Origin of the sequence: Bacillus sp. EE-W1, assembly GCF_009760835.1 — a bacterium.
In the GTDB taxonomy this organism is placed as follows: Bacteria; Bacillota; Bacilli; order Bacillales; family Bacillaceae_G; genus Bacillus_A; species Bacillus_A wiedmannii.
In genome coordinates, this window is the sequence record NZ_WIPE01000074.1 from 65,369 (window position 1) to 92,092 (window position 26,724).

General features: G+C 36.5%; 23 protein-coding genes. All 23 read right to left on the bottom strand.

Annotated features, from left to right (window positions below):
- Nucleotides 1–7: 7 nt before the first annotated feature.
- Nucleotides 8–2,680 carry a DNA mismatch repair protein MutS gene (gene mutS, locus GFJ36_RS19600; protein WP_097889680.1) on the bottom strand — a complete coding sequence of 891 codons (2,673 nt, stop codon included), beginning with the start codon at nt 2,678–2,680 and terminating at the stop codon, nt 8–10.
- A gap of 181 nt (nt 2,681–2,861) precedes the next feature.
- On the bottom strand, nt 2,862–3,404 hold the full coding sequence (gene cotE / locus GFJ36_RS19605; protein ID WP_001288802.1) for an outer spore coat protein CotE: 543 nt from the start codon (nt 3,402–3,404) through the stop codon (nt 2,862–2,864).
- 125 nt (nt 3,405–3,529) lie between these two features.
- A complete protein-coding gene (locus GFJ36_RS19610; protein WP_073516058.1) occupies nt 3,530–3,961 on the bottom strand; it encodes a YlbF/YmcA family competence regulator in 432 nt (143 codons plus the stop codon).
- A gap of 3 nt (nt 3,962–3,964) precedes the next feature.
- A complete protein-coding gene (gene miaB / locus GFJ36_RS19615; RefSeq protein ID WP_098082083.1) occupies nt 3,965–5,494 on the bottom strand; it encodes a tRNA (N6-isopentenyl adenosine(37)-C2)-methylthiotransferase MiaB in 1,530 nt (509 codons plus the stop codon).
- A 428-nt stretch (nt 5,495–5,922) separates the two neighbouring features.
- On the bottom strand, nt 5,923–6,789 hold the full coding sequence (locus tag GFJ36_RS19620; protein ID WP_073516060.1) for a 2-oxoacid:ferredoxin oxidoreductase subunit beta: 867 nt from the start codon (nt 6,787–6,789) through the stop codon (nt 5,923–5,925).
- Nucleotides 6,776–8,533, bottom strand: coding sequence for a 2-oxoacid:acceptor oxidoreductase subunit alpha (locus tag GFJ36_RS19625; RefSeq protein WP_000625413.1), 1,758 nt, complete (start codon nt 8,531–8,533; stop codon nt 6,776–6,778). The genes GFJ36_RS19620 and GFJ36_RS19625 overlap by 14 nt, the downstream gene beginning before the upstream one ends.
- 227 nt (nt 8,534–8,760) lie before the next feature.
- Nucleotides 8,761–9,684, bottom strand: coding sequence for a dipeptidase (locus GFJ36_RS19630; RefSeq protein ID WP_097889678.1), 924 nt, complete (start codon nt 9,682–9,684; stop codon nt 8,761–8,763).
- A 58-nt stretch (nt 9,685–9,742) separates the two neighbouring features.
- On the bottom strand, nt 9,743–10,003 hold the full coding sequence (spoVS, locus tag GFJ36_RS19635) for a stage V sporulation protein SpoVS (RefSeq protein ID WP_000404341.1): 261 nt from the start codon (nt 10,001–10,003) through the stop codon (nt 9,743–9,745).
- Between the two features lie 149 nt (nt 10,004–10,152).
- Entirely contained in the window at nt 10,153–10,947 is a 795-nt protein-coding gene (locus tag GFJ36_RS19640; protein ID WP_001221093.1) for a TIGR00282 family metallophosphoesterase, read from the bottom strand.
- 154 nt (nt 10,948–11,101) lie between these two features.
- Complete coding sequence (rny, locus tag GFJ36_RS19645) at nt 11,102–12,664, bottom strand: ribonuclease Y (protein WP_048545962.1); 1,563 nt, start codon at nt 12,662–12,664, stop codon at nt 11,102–11,104.
- Nucleotides 12,665–13,145: 481 nt separating this feature from the next.
- Complete coding sequence (gene recA / locus GFJ36_RS19650; RefSeq protein WP_048545964.1) at nt 13,146–14,177, bottom strand: recombinase RecA; 1,032 nt, start codon at nt 14,175–14,177, stop codon at nt 13,146–13,148.
- Nucleotides 14,178–14,319: 142 nt separating this feature from the next.
- Nucleotides 14,320–15,558, bottom strand: coding sequence for a competence/damage-inducible protein CinA (cinA, locus tag GFJ36_RS19655; RefSeq protein ID WP_046956498.1), 1,239 nt, complete (start codon nt 15,556–15,558; stop codon nt 14,320–14,322).
- A 20-nt stretch (nt 15,559–15,578) separates the two neighbouring features.
- Nucleotides 15,579–16,157 (bottom strand): CDP-diacylglycerol--glycerol-3-phosphate 3-phosphatidyltransferase, encoded by a 579-nt coding sequence (gene pgsA, locus GFJ36_RS19660; RefSeq protein WP_046956497.1) that lies wholly within the window; start codon nt 16,155–16,157, stop codon nt 15,579–15,581.
- A 63-nt stretch (nt 16,158–16,220) separates the two neighbouring features.
- Nucleotides 16,221–17,132, bottom strand: a complete 912-nt coding sequence (locus GFJ36_RS19665; RefSeq protein WP_000137490.1) for a helix-turn-helix domain-containing protein — start codon at nt 17,130–17,132, stop codon at nt 16,221–16,223.
- 21 nt (nt 17,133–17,153) lie between these two features.
- Entirely contained in the window at nt 17,154–17,939 is a 786-nt protein-coding gene (locus tag GFJ36_RS19670; protein ID WP_000574107.1) for a DUF3388 domain-containing protein, read from the bottom strand.
- 139 nt (nt 17,940–18,078) lie between these two features.
- Nucleotides 18,079–18,327, bottom strand: coding sequence for a DUF3243 domain-containing protein (locus GFJ36_RS19675; RefSeq protein ID WP_000114455.1), 249 nt, complete (start codon nt 18,325–18,327; stop codon nt 18,079–18,081).
- Nucleotides 18,328–18,402: 75 nt separating this feature from the next.
- Complete coding sequence (gene ymfI / locus GFJ36_RS19680) at nt 18,403–19,116, bottom strand: elongation factor P 5-aminopentanone reductase (RefSeq protein ID WP_088610158.1); 714 nt, start codon at nt 19,114–19,116, stop codon at nt 18,403–18,405.
- A gap of 99 nt (nt 19,117–19,215) precedes the next feature.
- Entirely contained in the window at nt 19,216–20,502 is a 1,287-nt protein-coding gene (yfmH, locus tag GFJ36_RS19685; RefSeq protein WP_048545969.1) for an EF-P 5-aminopentanol modification-associated protein YfmH, read from the bottom strand.
- Complete coding sequence (gene yfmF / locus GFJ36_RS19690; protein WP_157349724.1) at nt 20,503–21,777, bottom strand: EF-P 5-aminopentanol modification-associated protein YfmF; 1,275 nt, start codon at nt 21,775–21,777, stop codon at nt 20,503–20,505. It abuts the gene before it with no gap.
- Between the two features lie 198 nt (nt 21,778–21,975).
- Nucleotides 21,976–22,935 (bottom strand): ABC transporter permease, encoded by a 960-nt coding sequence (locus GFJ36_RS19695; RefSeq protein ID WP_000008857.1) that lies wholly within the window; start codon nt 22,933–22,935, stop codon nt 21,976–21,978.
- Entirely contained in the window at nt 22,936–23,994 is a 1,059-nt protein-coding gene (locus GFJ36_RS19700) for an ABC transporter permease (protein ID WP_001085261.1), read from the bottom strand.
- Nucleotides 23,987–25,519, bottom strand: a complete 1,533-nt coding sequence (locus tag GFJ36_RS19705) for an ABC transporter ATP-binding protein (protein WP_064475025.1) — start codon at nt 25,517–25,519, stop codon at nt 23,987–23,989. The genes GFJ36_RS19700 and GFJ36_RS19705 overlap by 8 nt, the downstream gene beginning before the upstream one ends.
- Before the next feature lie 118 nt (nt 25,520–25,637).
- Entirely contained in the window at nt 25,638–26,714 is a 1,077-nt protein-coding gene (locus GFJ36_RS19710) for a BMP family lipoprotein (RefSeq protein ID WP_088610159.1), read from the bottom strand.
- Nucleotides 26,715–26,724: the final 10 nt, after the last annotated feature.

A 26,724-nucleotide genomic window follows, 5' to 3' on the forward strand; every position in this document is an offset into this window, starting at 1 on the left:
TACTTACTCATCCTTTCTTTAACTTTTTCTGCAAGCGATACAGTTCGTTCATCGCCTCTAAAGGTGTCATATCAAGTAAATCAATTTTTTTAATTTGCGCAAGTACTGCCGTTTCTTTTGCATCTAGAACTGACTTGTCTTGTTTTTTCGAAGACTGTTCTCCACCAAAGAATGATAATTGCGATTCTTCCTCAGTCTCTACTTTCGTCTCTTGTATTTCTGCTGGTTCTTCTTTTACAACAGCTGGTTCTGGAGCCACTTCTTGTACTTTCACTTCTGTACGCTTTGGAATAATAATTTCTTCTTGTCCTTCTAGTTGCGCTAACACTTCTTTCGCACGAGCGATTAAGCTATCTGGAAGCTCCGCAAGTTGCGCAACGTGAATTCCGTAACTTTTATCAGCTGCTCCATCTTGGATTTTATGAAGGAATACTACTTTTCCATTCTCTTCAATAGCTGAAACGTGTACATTCTTCAATTGTCCTAAACTTTCTTCTAGCACCGTCAATTCATGATAATGCGTAGAGAATAACGTTTTCGCACCAATTTGGTCATGAATATGTTCAATAATTGCTTGTGCAAGTGCCATACCATCATACGTAGATGTACCGCGTCCAATTTCATCGAATAAAATTAAGCTTCTTTCTGATGCATTTGCAATTGCATTTTTCGCTTCTAACATTTCGACCATAAATGTACTTTGACCCGAAATTAAATCATCCGCTGCACCAATTCTCGTAAAGATTTGATCGAATACAGGTAATACCGCTTCTGTTGCTGGTACGAAACAACCAATCTGTGACATAACAGTTACAAGTGCTAATTGTCTCATATACGTACTTTTACCAGACATGTTCGGTCCTGTAATTAAAAAGACATCCATCTTCTCCGGCATAATACAATCATTCGGTACATACAATTTCCCGTTCAATACTTTTTCAACGACAGGATGACGACCATCTTTAATAAAGATTTCGCGCTTAGTTGTTAAAACAGGTTTTACAAACTGTTCTTCTTCACTAACTGTCGCGAAACTTTGCAGTACGTCTAATTCACTAATTACTTTCGCTAAATGTTGTAATCTCGGAATAAATACTTTTACTTCTTCACGAAGCGCTGTAAATAAATCATATTCTAATTGTACAATTTTCTCTTCTGCTTCTAAGATTAATGTTTCTTTTTCTTTCAATTCATCTGTAATGAAACGTTCCGCATTAGCAAGCGTTTGTTTACGCTCATAGCGGCCTTCTGGAAGCGCTGCAAGATTCGCCTTCGTCACTTCAATGTAGTAGCCGAAAATACGGTTGTACCCGATTTTTAACGATTTAACTCCTGTAATATCACGCTCTCGTTTTTCAAGCTCAGCGATCCACGTTTTCCCGTTTTTACTAACGTAACGATATTGATCAAGCTTGTCATTATAACCGTCTTTAATAATATCTCCATCTTTAATAGAAAGCGGTGGGTTTTCTTGAATACTTCTTCCTAGTAATTCAGTTAAGCTCTCACATGGATCCGCACCTTGAATTAACCTTGCTGCATAAGCATTATCTAACAAACTAATCGCTTCTAAAATAGCCGGTACTTGAAGTAAAGATCGTCTTAACTGTAATAAGTCCCGTGCATTCACATTACCAAATGCAACTTTCCCTGCTAAACGTTCTAAATCATATACTTCTTTTAATTTTTCTTTTAAATCTTCACGTAAGAAGTAATCATTTACAAATGTTTCAACCATTTCTAAACGCTCTTCTACTTTTTCTTTTTGGATCAGCGGACGTTCCATCCACTGTTTTAACATACGACCACCCATAGCTGTTTTCGTTTTATCTAATAGCCATAATAATGATCCTGTTTTTTCTTTCGTTCGGAGTGTTTCTGTCAGCTCTAAATTTCGCTTTGAATGCACATCAATTTTCATAAATTGATTCGTATAATAAATTTCCACTGGTTGTAAATGGTCTAACGAACGTTTTTGCGTTCTTATTACATAGTTAAATAAACGTCCAACTGCTTTAATTAACTTTGCTTGCGAAACGTTTTTCACAAGATGTTCTAACCCTTCCGGAATCGTTGTTGCATCTTCATACGAAATCGTCATTTTTAATGTTGCAGTTAATTTATTTAATTCATCTTTTGAAAATGTAGAATCTACAACAATTTCTTTTGAACCAGTTGCATACACTTCTAATAAAATATCTTCTACTGAACCTGTTAACAACGTTACTGTATTTTGTCCAGTCGTTAAATCATTACAAGCTAAAGCATACGATCCATCTTCAAAATGTGTTAATGCTGCTAAGAAGTTATTTTCTTTCTCATCAATAGTACGCCCTTCCATCATCGTTCCTGGCGTAATTAGTTGTACTACTTCACGGCGTACTACACCTTTAGCTGTTTTTGGATCTTCCACTTGCTCACAAACAGCTACTTTATATCCTTTTTCAACAAGTTGTTCAATATAATTTTTAGCTGCATGATGTGGTACACCGCACATCGGTATACGATCACTACTACCACCATCTCGGCTCGTTAATGTAATTTCAAGTTCATGAGCTGCTTTAACCGCATCTTCAAAGAACATTTCATAAAAATCACCTAATCGGAAAAATAAAAAGGCATCTTGATAGTCTGCCTTAACCTTTAAATATTGCTGTATCATAGGGGTATATTGAGTCATACTTTTCCTCCATAATTCTTACATAGTAATCGATTTTCATATATGTCACACTTCACGGACATCCATATCTCCTATTTCAGGAGTCTTTCCTCATTATAGCACATTTCATAAGGAATCATGTTCATTCAAGCATCACTTATGTAAAGTAAAAAGCTAGGAAGAACTTCTCCCTAGCTTTCTATTACTCTTCTTCTGCATCGACGATAAAGTTCGGATCTAATTCTTCAAACTCATCATCATCGACTTGGAAATCCTCGTCTGATTCTACGCAACCTTCAGGATTTACACTTACACAAATTTTCGTTTCCCCAACTACTTCTGTTACAAATTCACGTTCTACAGTTACAACAATTTTATTACCATTTGGTGATACAAGAGCTTCTAAACAATTTGGTGGCTGAATGACACGAGCAATAATTTCTAAATCATCACCAGAAAAGTTTTTATCACGATACCCAATACTCACTTCATCAGTGTAGTTCACACGTTCTGTTACAACTTCTGTCTTTGTATTACCATCAAATGAATACCAAGTGTTCACATCATAGAAACCTTCAATTTCCACATGCTTTCCATTCTTTCTTGCTTCGTACGAGTGGTTAATTACCCAGCACCCTAAAATACTTGTTGGCTCATTATTCGATTCACATGTATGCGTTGACTTTGTATACTTACGTCCTTTTCCAACCACTGCTTTTGTAATAATCTCTCTAAATTCGGACATTCGTAACCCTCCTCAATCACTATTCACTTAATCATATGCGTGACAATAGCGGAATGTGTCATTCTTTTTTCGAGAAGAACTTACGTTTAACCCATTAAAAAAAGAGATGTCAATTCGACATCTCTTTAACAACCACAATTTCCTTTTTTACTTTCTACCGCTGCGCCCGTTTCACCCTTCAATACATCGCCATTAGTTGAAATTAATATTTCATCTGTTACGTTGTTAGAAATCGTACTTGCAACTAGCTGGAGTAAGTCATTTACATATGTTTGTGAAGATTTAAATTCTTGCACAACTGGGATACTATCCAACTTATCTTGCAATGCATCAATGTCAGCTTCTACTTTTTTCAAAGCTTCCCATTTCCCGTAATGCTGCAAGTTTACTGCTTGTTTTTGCAGTGCTTTAATTTCATCAATTGCACGCTTTACATTTTCATTTTTATGAATTTGCGCCTCTGCTTTCTTAAAGAAATCAACTTCTTCTGTTTCAGAAATCATTTTTGCTAATTCTTTCGCTTGTTCAACAATTTCATCTTTCGAATATACTTTCATCTATTATTCCACCTCAATCGGCTCTTCAACTAATTCCCCGTTAAGAGACCAAGTTTTTGCTTCCGTTACTTTTACTTTCACAAGCTGACCAATTAAAGATTTTGAAGCGACGAAGTTTACAAGTTTATTCGTACGAGTATAACCTGCGAGTACTTCTGGATTATTTTTACTTTCCCCATCAACTAACACTTCTACAATTTGACCTTTGTAACGATTATTCTTTTCAATTGCCAACGTATTTACTAGTGTATTTAAGCGGTGAAGACGTTCTTTTTTCACTTCCATCGGTACATTATCTTTCATTTTTGCAGCTGGTGTACCTTCGCGCGGTGAATAAATAAAGGTAAAGGCAGTATCAAATCCTACTTCACGATATAACGACATCGTTTCTTCAAATTGCTCATTTGTTTCATTTGGGAAACCAACGATAATATCAGTTGTGAATACTGCATTTGGAATTGCTTCTTTAATTTTTCTTACAAGTTCTAAATAATGCTCACGTGAATATTTACGCGCCATAATTTTTAACATCTCTGTGCTTCCAGATTGCACCGGTAAGTGAATATGTTCTACTAAGTTTCCACCTTTTCCAAGCACTTCAATTAGGTGATCATCGAAATCACGTGGATGACTCGTTGTAAAACGAATACGGGCAATATCAACTTTACGGAGTTCGTCCATTAAATCGCCAAGTCCGTATTCAAAATCTTCAAAGTCTTTACCATATGCATTTACGTTCTGTCCAAGTAACGTAATTTCTTTATAACCATTCGCAGCTAAATGACGGATTTCTTGGATAATGTCTTCTGGACGTCTGCTTCGCTCTTTTCCACGTGTATACGGTACGATACAATATGTACAGAACTTGTCACAGCCATACATAATATTTACCCAAGCTTTAATATCGCCACGGCGTACTTTCGGAAGGTTTTCAATTACATCCCCTTCTTTTGACCAAACTTCAACTACCGTCTCCTTCGAGAACATTGCATCCTTTAGAATGTACGGTAATCTATGAATATTATGCGTTCCAAACACCATATCTACATGCTGATTTTTTTGCATAATTTTATTTACAACAGATTCTTCTTGCGACATACAACCACATACACCAATTAAAAGGTCCGGATTCCTTCGTTTTAATGACTTTAAATGACCTAGTTCACCGAACACTTTATTTTCAGCATTTTCACGAATGGCACAAGTATTTAATAATACTACATCTGCATCTTCAGTTGAAAAGGTTGGTTCATACCCAAGTGCGGTGAAAATACCCGCCATTACTTCTGTATCATGCTCATTCATTTGACAACCATATGTACGAATATAGAACTTTCTTCCTGTACCAAAATTGCGAAACTCTTCAGGTAAGCCAAAATCCCGTTCAATTTTAACTTCTTCTTTCCCTCGTTTTTTCGCGTCTTTTAAGGAAGGTGGTTGGTATACACTTTCAAAGTATTTACTATAATCTTTCTCTTCTTTTTTCGTAGAGGAATTTGCTTGTTGACTTGCTAATCGTTGTTGCTCGTTCATCGGTAATCTCCTTTCACCCTTAACTATACACACTCTATAGTCCATTTTAATGCGCTTTGACTAACCTCAAAAATGGTTAGATAGCTTGAGAGATAACTTGTCCTTTGAAACTTGAGTAATCAATCTAATCATTCATAAGAATGAAGTCTTCCCCACACACAAATAGACATTCCCTTTTAATATTTCTTTTTGTCCTACCCAAAAGCATATTGCTTTATCCTTATAAACATTACCATAGTATGAAGCGTTTCGCCAATTTTAACAGAAAGAGGCTCTGTTTGGATCTTACATTTCATATGCAATGAACTCACCATTTTCATACAACGATTTATATATTATTTTACCATTCTGAATTTTCTAAGTAAATAAGACTATCCTATATTTTCTCATAAAAAAAGGTTGCCACATGGCAACCTCCTCTTCTTATATTACATAAATTCAGCAACAAGTTCATCAAACATTTTCTGATCCATATTTAAATCAGATTGCACTAAAGGTTTCTCACTATAGCCTTTTACAAGTTCTTGGTATGAAGGTTGCGCTGTATTTTGATAAATTAAACCTGTTACTAATCCGTTATTTTCCATTAACGTTTGCATAGCCATCATGCGATTAGACGGATCATATCCCTCTACTGTACTTAGTTTTGTTAAATTCTCTTTAAACCAATCGTAAGTATTTACTTTATTGTAAGTAACACATGGGCTGTATACGTTAATTAATGAAAATCCTTTATGGTTAATACCAGCTTCAATAATTTGTGTTAATTCTTTTAAATCACTTGAAAAGCTTTGCGCCACAAATGTCGCACCAGCTGTTAAAGCCATTTCCATAACATTTAGTGATGGCTCAATTGAACCTTGTGGTGTGCTCTTCGTTTTAAATCCAGCTTCACTACGTGGTGAAGTTTGCCCTTTTGTTAATCCGTAAATTTGGTTATCCATTACGATGTACGTAATGTCGATGTTACGACGAATAGAATGGATTGTATGTCCCATACCAATCGCAAATCCATCACCGTCACCACCTGATGCGATAACTGTTAAATCACGATTTGCCATTTTTACACCTTGTGCAATTGGAAGGGCACGACCATGAATACTATGCACACCATATGAATTAATATAACCTGAAATACGACCTGAACAGCCGATACCAGAAATAACAGCAAGTTCATCTGGATTTAAGCCAACGTTAGCTGCCGCACGTTGAATTGCAGCTTGCACCGAGAAGTCTCCGCAACCTGGGCACCAGTTTGGTTTTACACTGTTACGAAAGTCCTTAAATGTTGCCATTTAATACAACCCCTTTTTTACATTCGTTGTAAATCTCTTTCGGCAAGAATGGGTTCCCATCATATTTTAAAAGACTAGAAATTTTCTCACCGTTACCAAGATTCATTTTCATAATGTTAGCAAGCTGACCTGTTGCGTTGTTTTCTACCACTACAACACGCTTCGCATTTTTCACAAGTGGATCGATTTCAGCTGTTGGGAATGGGTGAATTAAACGCACATGAGCATGGTTTACTTTCATACCCTCTTGTTCTAAGCGCTCCATTGCTTCTTCGATCGCACCGCGAGTTGAGTTAAATCCAACAAGTAATACGTCTGCTTCTTCATGCTTAACATTTTTATAAACAGGGGTATTAAACTTCAAGTTCTCCATTTTACGGAAACGTTTGTCCATTTGATCTTTACGGTTTATTGCTGATTCAGATGGCTTACCAGTTTCATCATGTTCTACACCTGTAACATGGTGAACACCATTTTTCATACCAGGTAAAACACGTGGTGAAACGCCATCTTCTGTTACTTCATAACGCTTGAAGTATGCTTTATTTTCACGTTCTGGTAATTCCGCTTCTAAATCAAGCTTACCGCGACGAATCTCCACTTTATCTAACGTAAGCGGTTCTACCGTTTGTTTTCCTAAAGAAAGCTGTAAATCCGTTAAGAAAATAACAGGAACTTGATATTCTTCAGCTAGGTTAAATGCTTCTACAATATCATAGAACGCTTCTTCAACTGTACTTGGCGCCATTACGATTTTTGGAATCTCACCGTGCGTACCGTAAATCATCGCCATTAAATCAGACTGCTCTTGTTTCGTTGGTAATCCTGTACTTGGACCACCACGTTGTGTATCAACAATTACTAATGGCGTTTCTGTAATACCCGCTAAACCAATCGCCTCCATCATTAAAGATAGACCCGGACCAGCAGATGCAGTTAATGTACGAACACCAGCATAGTTTGCACCGATTGCCATTGTACAAGCTGCGATTTCATCCTCAGTTTGGATTACTGTCCCGCCAACTTTCGGCAATTTTTTAATTAAGTATTCCATAATTTCAGATGCAGGTGTAATTGGATATGCAGACATAAAGCGAGCACCACCAGCTACCGCACCAAATGCGATTGCATCGTTTCCAATCATAAACATACGTTTCTTACCATCAGCTTTTTCAAGCTGCATCATGTTTACTTTCTCACCTAGCAATTCTTTCATATATTGAGAGCCGCGCTTAATTGCGTCCATATTCTTTTGAACAACTTGCTCTCCTTTACGACCAAAGATTTCTTCAACAACATCTAAATAAGCTGTTTCATCTAATCCTAATACCGCACTTGATGCCCCAACAGCAACCATGTTTTTCATTAATGATGTGCCTAATTCTGAAGCAATATCTGTAAACGGTATCACATATAGATTTACATCTGTATTATCAGGTATTGTTGGATTAAACTTCGCATCCGCAACTACAATTCCACCTGGACGTAGTTCGTGGAAGTTAAAATCAATTGTTTCTTGATCAAAAGCAATTAAAATATCTAAATCATCTGAGATCGCGCGTACTTCTGTTGTACTTACACGAATTTTATTATTTGTATGGCCGCCTTTAATACGTGATGAGAAGTGGCGGTAACCGTATAGGTAATATCCTAATCGGTTTAATGCAATACAGAAGATTTCTCCTGTACTTTCAATTCCTTCACCTTGTTGGCCTCCAACTTTCCATGAAAGTTGACTAATCATCTCCTACACCCCTTTTGGCTGCATTCATTGTAGTGTATTTTTTTACAGTAATAGTTTAGCATTTTTTATATAAATAAACTACAACGGACGCAAATTATGCCTCTTCTGATTTCCCTGAATCTTTAGTATAAAGCTATTTTGTTTTTCATTCTAGTATTAGGTCTTAAAAAAAGCAATAATATCAAATGAATTCATTCTAATTTTTCTGGATTTTTAAAACAAAAATCTCAAAAACTTATATGTTCAACAAAATTATCATATAAAAATCGCTCTACAGTAGATGCAGCATAGTGTTTACAAAGCTCATTCATTACATTTTCATAATCTCGATACGCTGATACATTTACAACCGTTTCTAAAATCCCATCAAAATCTGAACCAAATCCTATATTGTTCTCTCCACCTAATGAACAAATATATTCGATATGTTTTACTATATCTGCTATATTCGCTTGTTTTTCATTTGTTAGAAACTGCGGTACAAAAGTGACACCTATCATGCCATTTCGCTTTATAAGAGCTTTAAGTTGTTCATCGTTTAAATTACGTGGATGCTGACAAATTTTCATACAGTTTGAGTGGGAAGCAATAAGATTTTTTGCACTTTCTACAACATCCCAAAAACTTCTTTCATTCAGATGAGACACATCAGTCCATGCATGTAACGTATTAAGCTCTTGTACAACTTCTTTACCGAAAGTCGTTAAACCTGCCCCACGTGTCTCTAGCGCACCGTCAGCTAATAGATTGGCATAATTCCATGTTAGTCCAAAAGAACGTACCCCTAGGCGATACAACAACCGTAATTTCATTGCATCTCTTCCAATTGCTTCGCATCCTTCTAGTGTTAATATCGCTCCAATCTCGTCCTGTTTTAACATGTTAATATCATCTTTTGTCTGAATAAACTTCACACCTGGTAGGGATAAAATTTCATTATAAAAAATATCTACCATTTGTAATGCTACTTCAAATCGGTTTTCATATGCCACTGTTTCTGGCACATATATAGCAAAACATTGTATACTTCCTTTTCTTCTCTTTAATTGTTCAAATGTAATATGTAATTGCGGATCATGTTTAAAATTCTTTTTCCCTTGTGCACTCCATAACTGAAGAAGCACATCACAATGAGCATCAAAAATTTTCATTTTCATTCCTCCATTATAAAAACAACCTGTTTGCATACTGCAAACAGGTTGTTTAAGCTTAACGAGGTTCTACAATTAATTTTATTGCTGTACGTTCTTCCCCATCAATCATAATATCCGTAAACGCTGGGATACAAATCAGGTCCAAACCACTAGGCGCTACAAATCCTCTTGCAATTGCTACTGCCTTTACCGCTTGGTTCAATGCACCTGCACCAATGGCTTGAATTTCTGCTGTTCCGCGTTCGCGAATAACACCTGCAAGTGCACCAGCTACAGAATTAGGGACCGACGTTGCTTTAACTTTTAATATTTCCATTCCGCGTTTCCTCCTCGTTTCTATAAAAAGTATTAGCAATTATTTCACTTTAACTTATATTCACGAGGAATGACGCGTATTCCTGCTAAATTTCTGTAATTTTTCTAAAAAATTAAAAAATAATAACTTTTCTAAATCTTACCCAGAAATTACTCAAAAAATGGCTGATCATCATTAATTAAGATACGCTGGATTTTCTTAGCTTTTCCTGTATTAGGATCCACATCAACTAGCACTGCACTTAATTGTGTTCTACCACTTGTCACTTCAAATCGTACTGGTAAGTTTGTTAAAAACTTCTTCAATACCGCTTCTCGATCCATACCTAAAATCCCATCATAAGGACCTGTCATACCAACATCTGTGATATATGCAGTTCCGCTTGGTAAAATACGATTATCTGCTGTAGGAACATGTGTATGTGTACCCACTACTGCTGTAGCACGACCATCTACATACCAACCTAACGCTTGTTTTTCACTTGTAGTTTCCGCATGAAAATCAATAAAGATAATATTCGTACGTTTTTTTGCAATGTTAATTAATTCATCCACTTTACGGAATGGACAATCAATTGGAGGAAGGAATGTACGTCCTTGTAAGTTAATAACTGCCACTTCTGTTCCATTGCAGTTCACAAAGATAAGTCCTTTTCCTGGAGTTCCTTCTGGGAAGTTAGCTGGTCTTGCAAGATATTTTGCGTCATCAATAAATTCAAATACTTCACGGTTATCCCAAGCGTGGTTTCCAAGTGTAACCGCTTGTGCCCCGCATTCTAAAAAGTTTCGATATATTTTTTCCGTAATTCCACGTCCACCTGCTGCATTTTCTCCATTAATAATGGTTACTGTAGGTGTATATTTCTTCTTTAATGCCGGTACGTATTGTTGAATCATACCTCTACCAGGAGATCCTACTACATCCCCAACAAATAATATTCTCATATGTCTTACCCTTCCTATGTACTACATTTTTTATTACTATAGCTTCAAGTGATTTCCTTACAATATATTTATTATAAGTTTGTTTCACTTGTATACTAATTCCCTTTATTTTAACCAATTCCAACACAAAAAAATAAAGTGGTGTTTCACCACTTTATTTTGCGTATTCCACTGCACGTGTTTCACGAATAACAGTTACTTTAATATGTCCTGGGTAATCCAGTTCATTCTCAATACGTTTTCGAATATCACGAGCTAAACGATGAGCTTCTAAATCATCAATTGTATCTGGTTTTACCAGAATACGAACTTCTCGTCCTGCTTGAATTGCGAAAGATTTTTCTACGCCTTCATAAGACTCTGAAATCTCTTCCAACTTTTCAAGACGACGAATATAGTTCTCAAGTGTTTCACTACGAGCTCCAGGTCTTGCAGCTGATAATGCATCTGCTGCTGCAACTAAAACTGCAATGATAGAAGTTGGTTCTGTGTCCCCATGGTGAGATGCAATACTGTTTATAACTACAGGATGCTCTTTATACTTCGTTGCGAGTTCGACACCAATTTCAACGTGGCTACCTTCTACTTCATGATCAATTGCTTTACCGATATCATGTAATAGACCAGCACGTCTTGCTAGTTTTTCATCCTCACCAAGCTCCGCTGCCATAAGTCCAGTTAAATATGCAACTTCCATAGAGTGTTTTAAGACGTTTTGTCCGTAACTTGTACGGTATTTTAAACGACCTAAAATCTTAATTAAATCTGGATGTAATCCGTGAACACCCACTTCAAACGTTGTTTGCTCTCCGACTTCGCGAATATACTCGTCCACTTCACGTCTTGATTTTTCGACCATCTCTTCAATACGCGCTGGGTGAATACGTCCGTCCTGTACTAGTTTATCAAGAGCGATACGAGCTGTTTCACGACGAATTGGGTCGAATCCAGAAAGGATAACCGCTTCTGGTGTATCATCGATAATTAGGTCAATACCTGTTAACGTTTCTAACGTACGAATATTTCGACCTTCACGTCCGATAATACGTCCCTTCATTTCGTCATTTGGAAGATTTACAACCGAAACGGTTGTTTCAGCAACATGATCAGCTGCACACCTTTGCATTGCAAGAGATAAAATCTCTTTTGCTTTCTTATCCGCTTCTTCTTTCGCACGAACTTCACTTTCTTTTACCATTACGGCAATTTCATGAGAAACTTCACTTTCTACTTTACCAAGAATAATTGCTTTCGCTTGTTCGCGTGTCAGATTGGAAATGCGCTCTAATTCTGTTTGTTGCTTTTGAACTAACTCTCCCACTTTGCTTTCCAACTCTTCAATCTGTTGTTGTCTCGCTACAAGAGATTCCTCTTTCTTTTCTAACTGTCGCTCGCGTTTATCGAGCGTTTCGTCTTTACGATCAAGGTTCTCTTCTTTTTGCATTAAACGATTTTCTTGTTTTTGTAATTCGCTTCTACGGTCACGAATTTCTAATTCAGCTTCTGTACGAAGTGTATGAATTTCATCCTTTGCTTCTAAAAGCGCCTCTTTCTTAAGTGCTTCAGCCTCACGATTCGCTTCGTCTAGAATACGTTTCGCTTCGTTAGCTGCACCATTAATCTTCGCTTCAGCAATAGACTTTCGAACAAAAAAGCCAACAACTGCACCGACTGTTGCAAGCAAAATGGAGATGAGTATCCAAACTGTACTACTCATGATTTCACCTCCCCTTGCTATGAATGAAAAAAGACTGTCGGCATGTACATTGAATACCAACATACAGCAAAGACCGTCGTCCCGCTTTTTTAAGGGACTTTCTTCATTTCACAATTAAAATGTCATATTATTATTTCGGCAAGATTTAAGTCTTACTCCGAATATTACTTCTCTTCTTGAGAAGAGTGTTTCGTATATAAGAAAAAATATACATTCTCATTGTATCTATCGCAATTTTCATTGTCAAGCGTTGTCTACTTTTACTTTCTTTACCTTCAGCTCTAATTCATATATGAATTTAAAAAGAAGACAGCATATTATCCTGGAAAACCTTAGTGAATTCCAGTTTATGCATACAAAACATGCATATATCCCTCTTTATACATAGCCTTTTAGGCAAATTAAATATTTTATCTCCAACGATATACAACGCTTTCATAATAATTAAAAATAAAAGACACGGAACCGTGTCTTTTATTTTTTAATCTTGAAGATTTGAATCTTCCGTTTCTTCAGCACCAGAGTCTTCACCAATTCCGTGATGGTCACGAACAAAGAAGGCAATTTCCTCTCTTAAATCCGTATTCTCTTTTAAGAATTGCTTCGAATTTTCACGACCTTGCCCTAAACGCTCTTCATTATAAGAGTACCAAGCACCACTCTTTTGAACGATATCAAGTTCAGAAGCCATATCTAAGATTTCACCTTCTCTTGAAATACCTTCTCCGTACATAATATCAACTTCAGCAACACGGAATGGTGGTGCCACTTTATTTTTAACTACTTTTACTTTTGTTTTATTACCAACGATGTCGTTACCTTGCTTTAATTGCTCCGCACGACGCACTTCAAGACGAACTGTTGAATAGAATTTCAACGCACGACCACCTGGAGTTGTTTCTGGGTTCCCGAACATAACCCCAACTTTTTCACGAATTTGGTTAATAAAGATTGCGATTGTTTTTGATTTATTGATTGCACCTGACAGCTTACGAAGTGCTTGAGACATTAAACGAGCTTGTAGACCTACGTGTGAGTCACCCATGTCTCCTTCAATCTCAGCTTTCGGTACAAGAGCTGCTACAGAGTCAATTACGATAATATCAACCGCGCCACTTCGTACAAGTGCTTCTGCGATTTCTAGTCCTTGCTCCCCTGTATCAGGTTGTGATAATAGTAATTCATCTATGTTAACGCCTAATTTTTGTGCATATACAGGATCCATTGCATGCTCCGCATCAATAAACGCTGCTTGTCCACCTTGACGCTGTACTTCCGCGATTGCGTGTAATGAAACTGTTGTTTTACCTGAACTTTCTGGTCCATAAATTTCGATAATACGGCCACGTGGGTATCCGCCTACCCCTAATGCCACATCAAGTGCTAAAGAACCACTTGAAATTGTAGAAATTCTACGCTCCGCTTGTTCTCCTAATTTCATAATTGAACCTTTACCGAATTGCTTCTCTATTTGTTTTAACGCCATATCTAACGCCGCTTGACGATCACTCATTCAAAATTCCTCCTTAACTCAATTGCTAATCTTATTATACCTATTTTCAATTCAATTTGCCAACAAAATCGAACATTTATTCGATTTTTTTATTTTCCATTAAATAAAAATGAGTTTAACCATAAAAAAAGCTAGAAGAAACTTATATCTCTTCTAGCTTTTTATATAAATGATAAAATCCATATTTCACCGAACGTTCCCTAATTTGTTGACGACTTCCACTTAAAATAAGAGGAAAGACTACAGTTGGTTCATCCTTAATCGCCAATCCAACGAATACTGTTCCCGGCTCTTTATGTTCTGAAGCATCCGGTCCTGCTACCCCAGTGAAACTAATTCCGATATCCGCTTTTAATAAGCCCTTAACATTTTCAGCAAGATAACGAGCACATTCTTTACTAACTGCACCATCAGTAGACAACACTTCCGCAGGTACATGTAAAACATGTTGCTTCACATCATTATGATAACAAATGATACCGCCTTTAAATACTGAAGACACACCAGCACTTTCTGTTACTTGATTGCCAAAGAGACCACCGGTTAAACTTTCTGCACACGCTAAAGTTAATCCTTTTTTCTTCAATAACTCTATCGCCTTATCATGCAGAAACTCTTGATCATACCCGTAGAAAAATTTTCCTACTCTTTCTAAAATCAAATCTTCCATATGCTGAATGCGTTTCGCAGCTTCATCAGCATTTTGATGTTTGGCAGTTAAACGTAGTGTCACTTCTCCATCATTCGCAAGGGGGGCGATTGTCGGGTTCGTTTGTCCATCAATTAAATCTTGAACTTTCACTTCTAATTGAGATTCCCCGATCCCGAAAAAGCGAAGCACACGAGAATAAATGTTTTCTCCTGTTGTAAAGTTACGTAAAAAAGGCTCTACATAACTTATATACATCGGCTTCATCTCTTTCGGTGGTCCTGGTAATAAAATATAAACTTTCCTGTTCTTATTTAGCCCCATACCAGGTGCCATGCCGTGATCATTCGCAAATACAGTTGCTCCATTCAAAACGAGCGCTTGCTTTTTATTATTCTCTGTGAACTCGCGACCTGTACGCTTAAAGTACTCGCTTATCGATGCTAATGCCTTTTCATCATATACAAGCTCTTCACCCAACCTAGAAGATATCGTTTCTTTCGTCAAATCATCTTTTGTCGGGCCTAATCCACCTGTGAAAATAAGTATGTCAGCACGTTCTTCCGCAACTTCAATCGCCTGCTGTAATCGCTTGTTATTATCTCCAACTACAGTATGGTAGTACACATTAATTCCGATTGAAGCTAACTTTTCAGATAAAAACTGGGCATTTGTATTTGCAATTTGTCCAAGTAATAATTCAGTTCCAACCGCAATAATTTCAGCATTCATCCCAATTCCCCCATAAACTTCTATTTTGAGTTTACAAAAGCAGCTCTATTTTTCCAGAAATAATCCCACCCTGAAATAACAGTAAAGATTAATGCAATCCATATGAAAATATCAGCAACTGGGATATGGATTAAATTTAAAGGTACATCGTGTAATAAATACGCCGCAATTGCAATAATTTGTGTCCACGTCTTAATTTTCCCTAACTGATTTGCTGCCACTACTTCTCCTGTTCCAGCAAGTACAAGGCGTAAACCAGTTACTGCAAACTCACGGCTGATAATTACAATAACGATCCAAGCAGGTACGTATTGCATCTCAACTAATGTAATAAGCGCTGCTGAAACAAGTAATTTATCAGCTAACGGGTCAAGAAACTTCCCTAAATTCGTTACAAGATTATACTTTCTTGCGTAATGTCCATCAATCCAATCTGTAGCCGAAGCAATAATAAAGATAAGTGCCCCTACTAAATGTTGAATTGGTAAATCAACATCACCAATTGTGTATGAACCCCAATCAAAGGGCGCTAACATAATTACCATAAAAATTGGAATTAAGAAGATTCTAGATATTGTAATTTTATTTGGTAAATTCACAGCTATTCCTCCATCATATCAAAAACATTTGTTCATTGAAAAAAGTCATCGAGGCGATGACTATTATTGTGCAGGTTGCCCTATCCCTTGGTTTTTTATCACCAATCTTTGGTGAAGTTCTTTTTCTGGATCCAATGGATAAGCGACCACTTGGCCATTCAGTTTAACTTCAACATTCGTTGCATTCCCAATATTAAGTCGCACTTCTTTTAATGTTGATACATCACGTTTTTCTATTTGGCCCTCTTGTACTGTAGCGTTTAGAATCACATTCCCCGCATCATCTTTAACATCTACATAACTCGCACCTTTACCCGATATTTCCAGTTCTAATGTTTTATTGTTATGAATTTCCAAAGTAGATACTTTACCAGTTGTACCAACTACTTTTACTTCTTCTTGTCCCGTTGGTTGTGCTGGTTGTTCCTCTTTCTTTGGCTCTTCTTTTTTTGGTTCCTCTTTTTTCGGCTCTTCCGCTTTCACTTCATCTTTCTTCGTATCTAACGGAGAGTTTTCTGCTTTTTTAACTTCAATTTTCTCACTTTGAGCATTCGGAACTTTCTCATCACCTTTTCCAGTTAACGCTTGGAAAACAAACCAAATTACCACTCCAAATGCAATTACTAATAGCGCAACTAAAACTTTCGGCATATGATCTGCAATTGGCCATGATGAAGATTTTTGCATTGTTTCTTGTGTTTTCTGTCCTGTTGATACTTGTGGAACGTCGCGTTTTTCAGATTGTGGTATCGTACTCTGATATTCTACAAGCAGTTCCTCTCCATTTAACCCAACCGCATCTGCGTATTGTTTAATGAATGCACGCGCATAAAAAGCTCCGGGCAATACATCATAATTGCCTTCCTCAATCGCTACTAAATGGCGTTTTTGAATTTTTGTAATCTCATGCAGCTGATCCATAGACAAGCCCTTCGTTCCTCTTGCTTCTTTCAGCTTTTGTCCTAATTCTGTCACTACTAACACCTCAATATTTCTTTAAAAGTCAAACATAGAGAAATTATTTTGCGTACCTTGCTCAATTTCATCTACTAAATTATATTGAATTTCTTCATCATAATCGTTACGCAACTCGATAATATAATCAAAATCATCCAATGTGTATTCTGACTGACTCACAAATACGTCAGGATGTTCCACAACTTTCGTTGCAGGTAATCTCATAATTTCACGAACAAGCTGCCAATGCCTTTCGTTAGCACGCTTTGTTGACACGATTCCATCTAAGATAAAAATATTGTCGTCGCTATACTCATCTTCAATCAATTGACTACGAACAGTTTGCTTAATAAGAGTAGATGATACAAATAACCATCTTTTATTTGCACAAACACTTGCAGCAACAATGGATTCTGTTTTTCCGACACGAGGCATTCCTCGTATCCCGATTAGTTTATGACCTTCTTTTTTCATTATTTCAGCCATAAAGTCTACAAGTAACCCTAATTCATCACGTACAAATCGAAATGTCTTCTTATCATCTGCATCTCGTTGTATGTACCTACCATGTCTAACCGCTAGCTTATCTCTTAGCTTTGGCGGACGATATTTCGTTACCGTTATGTTATCCATCGTATTTAAAATTGATTCAAGTCTAGAGATTTGCTCTTGATTATCACACATAAGGAGTAATCCACGTCGTGCATTATCTACACCATTAATTGTGACAATATTAATGCCGAGCATACCGATTAACGAAGAAACGTCACCAAGCAAGCCAGGTCGGTTTTTATGTATTTCATATTCAAAATACCATTCAATCATCCAAGATCACTCCCCTTGCTTACTTTACACCTACGTACTATATTATATGATTTCACCTTAATAGGGAAGCTAAATGTATAATCTATCCCGTTCAATTATTATACAAAAAAAATAGAGAGGAGAATCTCCTCTCTATTTTTTACTTATGCTGTACAAACTTCACCATTAAGTTTGCGATTGTATGTTGCTCTTGTTCATCAGCAACTTTCCAAAGCTCAGACAATAATTTCTCTTGATCGTTGCGCGCTTCTACTTCATTTGCTAAATAATCTCCAACACGAAATGCCATATCTGATACAGCACCACCATCAAGACCTTTTCCTGATGCCTGTTCTAAACGTTCTCCTAAAAAGCTCTTCCATTGATCAAAATTATCTAAAACTGACATGTGTAAGCACCTCACTACTTAGTAATAGAATCATGCTTAATTTGTACAGTTTTTCATTTTTTATGTAAGAAATTTTTAGCAATGCCAACCACCATTTACTCCGATAATTTGTCCAGTTATGTAAGATGCTCCTGGTGATACGAGGAATGACACTGTTTTCGCTACCTCTTCTGGTAGCCCCAACCTGCCTAACGGGATCTCTTCAGCAATTTCATTCTTATCCTCTTCTGAAAATACTTGTAACATTTCCGTTTCAATTGCACCTGGCGCCACCGCGTTAACCCTTAATCCACTTAATGAAACTTCTTTCGCTAAAGCTTTCACATATGAATTTTGTGCACCTTTTACCATCGAGTAAAGCACTTCACATGATGCGCCGATTTGGCCCCATATAGAAGAAACAAGTACAATATTACCACTTCTCCGCTGAATCATAGATGGCAGCGCCCTTGATAATAATTTATAGATACTCTTCACTTGAAGTTCTACCATATAATCCAATTCATCGTTCGTTACATCTGTTACGAGTCCAAAGATACTCTTCCCAGCTGCATATACGATAACATCAAGAGGATGTTCAATTTGTTCCCACAACTGCTCTGCCCCATCAGTAGAAGCTAAATTCGCTTGAACAGGAATCACTTCACCCCATTCTTTCTGCAACTCGTTCACTTTCTCTTCACCGTTATTATAATGAACATATACTGTATATCCATCTTGAATTAATTGTTTTGAAATAGCAGAGCCAATCCCTCCGCTTCCTCCAGTTACTAATGCATACTTTTTCATACAATTCCTCTCTTATCTCAACAAAATCTTTCTCCTATAAATAATACCCTCATCTTACAATTTATCAATGATAAGATGAGGGTATTATTATGAAATCTTTTATTTTTTCGGTAAAACTTGACAAACACTCATTTTCTCTTCTGATAATAATAATTTGGCTACTTCTTGTAAATCTTGAACAGTTAAACTTTCTAATACAGTCAATGCCTCAAACAGACTAGATTCATTAAACGCATATCGTGTAAATTGATTTGCAATATATTCCGGCGAATTCAACGAGCGTAAAAAGCCACCTATTTTCTTTTTCTTTACTCGTTCTAATGCCACCTCATCTAATTGATCATAATTTGTATTTAGTAAAATGCTTTTCAAACGCTCTTCCAGCTCATCAGGTTGCTTCGTATCGCCGCCAACCATTGCAAAACCGAAGTTATTCTCTTCCGTATAATCATACGAGAACGAATCATCAATAAGACCTTCATTATATAAAGATTCGTAATGAACGGAGCTTTTCCCAAATAAATAATCTAAAAGTAACGTAAGCGCAATTTCTTGTTTTAAAAGGGCTTTCCCTTTTTCTTTTAAATTTGTCGCTTTAATACCAACTAAACATTTCGGTGTTTGTACAGGCATGGAAATAATTTTCTTCTTTTCATTTACCTCATCTGGTTCTTCTTCAAATGAACGTACAATTTCTGGCTGGTTTTTATAATCTTTTTTCGCTTGATTTTCACGTACTAAATCCATTGTTTTCTCTGGATCAATTGCCCCCACAACGAACAATAACATATTGCTCGGATGATAAAATGTTTCATAACATTCATATAATAAGTCTTTCGTAATTTTACTAATAGACTCGATTGTCCCTGCAATATCAATTTTAATTGGGTGCTTTACAAACAAGCTATCAATTAATCCAAAGTATAAGCGCCAATCTGGATTATCTTGATACATTTGAATTTCTTGCCCAATAATCCCCTTCTCTTTTTCAACTGTTTTTTCAGAGAAGTAAGGCTCTTGTACGAAGTTTAACAATGTATTTAAATTTTGTTCTACATTTGATGTACATGAAAACAGGTAAGCTGTTCTTGTGAAAGATGTGAAAGCATTTGCTGATGCTCCTTGTTTACTAAACAATTGGAAAGCATCGTGATCTTCTTTTTCAAATAATTTATGTTCAAGAAAATGAGCAATTCCATCAGGCACACGAACCATTTCTTCTTTACCTAGTGGTACGAATGTATTATCCATAGAACCATATTTTGTCGTAAACGTTGCAAATGTTTTATTAAATCCTTGCTTCGGTAAAATATATACATCTAATCCATTAGGAAGTTTTTCATAATAGAGTGTCTCTTTTAATTGCTCATAAACAATTTTCTCCATTTATTCTCCCTCCGTTCCTTGTAAAAAGTAAATTGTATCTAGTTCAATATTTTTAGCAACTTTCACAATCTCTTCTTTCGTCACACTTTCAATGCCTATAAGCCATTCTTCAACCGGACGCGTACGATCTGAAATAATACCATGATACAGCATCTCCACAAATCCGCGTGGTGTATCAATCGCCTCTAATATTTGATTTTGAATAACACTTTTCGTTTGATGCATCTCTTCTTCAGAAAAATCACCATTTTGCATCGCTAACATTTGTTCTTTAATAATCTCAACAGCTTTTTCATAATTTTTCGCTTCGATCCCTGACATGACAAACAATAAGCCTTTATGACTTTCAAAGCGGGATGCCGCATAGTACGCTAAACTATTTTTTTCACGAACGTTAACGAATAACTTCGAATGAGAAAATCCTCCAAACAATCCATTGAACAATTGTAGCGCAAAATAATCTTCGTCTTTATACGTAATAAACGTACGATAACCAATGTGTAATTTACTTTGTTTTAATTCTTGTTTTTCAACAACTTCTTTTTCTTCATTATTTCTCTTATGAAGAAGTACATTTCTTTCTCTCGCAGGACGCGCTGAAATAGAAAAATACTTACTTACAAGATCCACTGCGTTTTCTGAAATATCACCAATAATGTATAGATCCATTTCATCTTCTGCTAACACTTTTTGATAATATTGATACAAACTTTCATTTGTAATAGAAGAAACAATCTCTTTTTTCCCATGTGCACTTAAACGATACGGTTCTACTTTGCACATTTCTTCAATTAAACGCTCGTTTGCATAGCGCATTTTATCATCGTACGTAGCTTCAATTCGTTGCAAGAGCGCTCTCTTTTCACTTTCTACGATAGAAGGTAAAAAACCATTCCCCTCTGTTGCTGGATGTAAAACGATATCCGATAACATAGAAAGCGCTTTTTCAAATAGCGGTGGTGCATCATGTAAATATACTTCATTTGCAATGTCTACATAAATAGAGATAATATGGTCTTCTCCTTTTTTACTTACATCTACTGCCAAAGAAGATCCGTATAATTCTTCTAAATATTGACGAAGACGAATTACAGAAGGAAGCTTTTCTGTCGCACTTTGCAATACGTATGGCAATAGGGCACGCTCTGTCACCGTCTCCTCATTTAAAGGTGCTTTAAAACGAAATACAAAAGTATTTGTTTTATATTTATCAGTCGGAATAATATGTACTCGCAAACCACCTAACTCATGTAACTGTTGTTCCATTAGTTTCATTTATAGCCCTCCTTTACGTATATAGGAATATTCCTCTTCAATATACAGTTTTTAGAAATGAAAAATCAACTTTTCTTCCTCACTATACTTACATGAGGCTCTTTCTAAAAACTTTCATATGTAAGGAACATAGTAAAATTCCGTATTACATATATTCTATGTAAAAAAGCCCGCACTAATGTGCGAGCTTTTTTATACTTATCGTTTTCCTTTTTCATACGGCGTTCCTAACGCTTTCGGAGCTTCAGAACGACCTACAAAACCAACAAGTGCTAATATTGTGAATACATACGGTAATATCGTTAATAAAACACTCGGAATTTGATCTAATACAGGAATTGTTCCACCTGTTACACTTAACGATTGTGCAAAACCAAAGAATAGCGCTGCACCTAATGCACCTAATGGATTCCACTTCCCAAAGATCATGGCAGCTAACGCTAAGAAACCTTGTCCAGTAATAGTTGCCCCTGAGAAGTTATTAGAAATTGACATTGCAAAAATTGCTCCACCAATTCCAGCAAACACACCTGAGATACAAACACCAATATAGCGCATTTTATATACGTTAATTCCCATCGTATCAGCTGCCATTGGATGCTCACCAACCGCACGAAGACGAAGACCGAACGGTGTTTTATAAATAACATACCAAACAACGAATGCTAAAATAATAGCAATATACGACGTTATCGGTACGTTAGAGAAGAATATTTTCCCTAAAACCGGAATATCCGAAAGGCCTGGAATATCAATCTTTTCAATACGGTACTGAATAAAGTCAGTCTGTCCTTTATCAAAAATCTTCTTAATTGCAAATACCGTTAATCCAAGAGATAAGAAGTTAATCGCTACACCACTTACAACTTGATCCGCTCGGAATGTAATAGATGCTACCGCATGAAGTAATGCAAATAACCCACTACCGATTGCCGCAAATAATAACGCAATCCACGGAGTCATCGTCCCCCATGTATCACCCATTAATAAGTTTGTAACAACTCCAATAAATGCACCAAATAGCATTAGTCCTTCTAATCCAATATTTACAACACCTGATCGTTCACTAAATACACCACCTAGTGCTGTAAAAATTATAGGTGCTGATGTATATAACGTACCCGTCACAAGAATGGCTAATATATCTAAAAAGCTCATTTATTTCCCCTCCTTGCTCATGCGTGTAAGCGCCCATCTTAACACATAACTACATGCAACAAAGAAGATGATACATGCAATAATCACATTAATAAGCTCTGATGGTACATCTGCCTCAAAGTTCATTTGAGGGGAAGCACTTTTCAAACCACCAAATAATAAAGCTGAAAGGATGATACCAAACGGATTATTCCCCCCAAGTAAAGCTACGGCAATCCCGTCAAATCCTACTCCTGTAAACGAAGACATTGCTGTCATACTTTGGAATGTTCCTAACCCTTCCATCGCACCACCAATCCCTGCAAATGCACCAGCAATTGTCATAGAGAATACTACATTGCGAGAAACTTTCATACCAGCATATTGGGAGGCATGTTGATTAAATCCTACCGACTTTAATTCATACCCTAAAGTTGTTCGATCTAATAAGAACCACATTAAAATAGCGATTAAAATTGCTACAACAATTCCCCAGTGAAGGCGCGAACCGTCAGTGATGGCAGCAAGCCAGTCTGAAGATAATGACGCACTCGCTTTGATGTCGTACGTTTTATCATTACCCTCGTGCAAGAAACGCTTAATAATGTCATATGTTACGTATAACGCAATGTAGTTCATCATAATCGTTACAATAACTTCATTAACTTGAAATTTCCCCTTTAAATATCCAGGGATGAAACCCCAAATTCCACCTACCAATGCTGCAAATAAAATAGATAACGGAATGTGAAGAACAGCTGGTAGCGAAACTGCATAACCGAACCAAACTGCTGCAAGCCAACCAACTAGTAATTGCCCCTCTACCCCGATATTAAATAAACCTGTACGAAATGCAAACGCCACTGATAAGCCGGCAAGAATAAGCGGGATCATTGTACGAAGCGTTTCACCTATTGCACTTGGGCTACCGAACATTCCTGTCCAAAGTGCACTATAACCAACAATTGGATCATAGCCACTAACTAGCATTACAATTGCTCCGACAAGTAAGCCAAAAATAACGGATAGTACTGGGACTAAAATATTTATCGTTCGTTCTGTTAAAAGTTTTTTAGCCATTTGTACCCACCTGCTCCTTCTTTGTTCCTCCAGCCATTAACAATCCAAGCTGTTGTTCATTCGTTTCTTTCGCATCAACAATTGCTACAATTTTCCCTTCATAAATAACAGCAATTCGGTCACTAACATTTAAGATTTCATCTAACTCTAAAGATAAAAGTAATACACCTTTTCCTTTATCCCTTTGCTCTATTAATCTCTTATGAATAAATTCAATTGCTCCTACATCTAAACCACGTGTTGGCTGTGCCGCGATTAATAAATCTGGATCACGGTCTACTTCACGTGCAATAATTGCTTTTTGTTGATTCCCCCCAGATAAAGCGCGCGCTAACGTTTGCTCACTAGGTGTACGTACATCAAACTGTTCAATAAGTGCCTTTGCTTTTTCTGTAATTTTACTAAAATTTAAAATCCCTTTCTTTGAAAACGGATTTTTATAGTACGTTTGCAGAACTATATTATCTCTAACAGAAAAATCAAGAACAAGGCCGTGTTTATGACGATCTTCTGGAATATGACCAATTCCTTCTTCTGTTATCCTTCTAACAGGCCAATTTGTTATTTCTTTTCCTTTAATTGCAATAGAACCTGACTCAACTTTTCGTAAACCAGTAATTGCTTCTATCAATTCACTTTGTCCGTTTCCATCAATCCCTGCAATTCCAACAATTTCCCCCGCACGAACAGTTAAGTCAAGGCCTTTTACAGCAGGTAGTTGACGTGCATCGTGAGCAACAAGATTTGCAATTGAAAGTACCTCTTCTTTTGGCTTCGCGTCTATTTTTTCTGTTTTAAAATTCACTTGACGTCCGACCATTAATTCTGCAAGTTTATTTTCATCCGTATTTGCAACGTCAACCGTTCCAATCCCTTTTCCTTTACGAATAATCGTACAACGATCGCAAACTTCCATAATTTCTTTCAACTTATGTGTAATAAGAACAATAGATTTTCCTTCTTGTACAAGCTTTTTCATAATTTGAATTAGCTCATGAATTTCTTGCGGTGTTAACACAGCTGTCGGTTCATCAAATATTAAAATTTCTGCCCCACGGTAAAGTGTTTTTAAAATCTCAACACGCTGCTGCATACCAACTGAAATATCCTGTATTTTCGCATATGGATCTACAGCTAATCCGTATTGTTCAGACAGTTTTTGAATTTCTTTAGCAGCTTCCTCAACAGCAATTTTCCCGTTTTTCTTCGGTTCATTTCCGAGAATAATATTCTCTGTAACTGTAAAATTATGAACAAGCATAAAGTGCTGATGAACCATTCCAATACCAAGGTCATTTGCCACATTCGGATTGGTAATGTTTACAGACTTTCCTTTAATTTTAATTTCACCTTGTTCTGGTTGATACAAACCAAATAGTACATTCATCAATGTGGATTTCCCTGCACCATTTTCTCCAAGTAAAGCATGTATTTCTCCTTGCTTTACTTGCAGCGTAATATCATCATTCGCTACAATGCCTGGGAATACTTTCGTAATGTTATTCATCTCAATTACGTATTCCATTTCGTTCCTCCTTTTAACAGGGAACATTCCCCTATTACACTATTAACTTATTAAGCAATTTGGAAGTTTTATACATACAAAGGTTAGTTCTATGAACTAACCTTTGCTATTTCTCTATTTATTTTTTTAGAGAAGCTTCATATTCTTTATACTCTTTATCTGTAGCTGGTACTTTAATTTCACCATCTGTAATTTTCTTTTCAAACTCTTCTACTTTTGTTAAAATTTCAGGGTTAACTTTTTTCACGTTGTCAGTTGTTTTTGCAATACCAACACCGTCATCTTTTAAGCCAAACGCTTCTATTTTACCGCCTTTTAATTTACCATCTTTCGCTTCTTGTGCTACTTTTTCAACAGCGATATCTACACGTTTTACCATTGAAGTTAATGTTACGTTTTCAGGCATACCTTCTTGGTTTTGGTCACGGTCCACACCGATTACCCAAACATTTTCACCTTTTTTCTTACGGTTTTTCGCTTCAGTGAACACGCCGTTACCTGTACCACCAGCAGCATGATAAATTACATCTACACCCTGTCCATACATTGCTGATGCAAGAACTGTACCTTTTTCCGGTTTATCAAATGCTTCCGCATATTCAGATACGATTTCAATATTTGGATTTACTGCCTTTGCACCCGCTTTAAATCCATTTTCAAATTTACTAATTAAATCACTCTTCATTCCACCAACAAATCCTACTTTATTAGATTTTGTTGACATAGCCGCTACCGCACCTACAAGGAATGAACCTTCATGATCTTTAAATGTGATACTTGTTACGTTCGGTGCATCTACAACAGTATCCACAATTGCGAATTGTTGTTTTGGAGCTTCTTTTGCTACTTCTTTAATTGCACCTTCTAATTTATAACCGATTCCGAAAGATAAATCATACTTATCTTTTGAAAATTTCTTTAAGTTTGGAATATAATCTGCTTCTTTTTCAGACTGTAGGTAACGATAATTTGTCTTTTCCTTTAATCCATTATCTTTACCAAACTTTTTCAAACCTTCCCAAGAAGATTGGTTGAATGATTTATCATCAACACCCCCAACATCCGTTACCATACCAACTTTGAATTCTTTATCTTCTTTCTTGTCACTGCTCGCCTTATCCGAGTTACCACATGCACCTAAAATCGCGCTTGCTGCTAATGTTAATGATAATAAAAGACCTGTTTTTTTCTTCATACTAGAAACC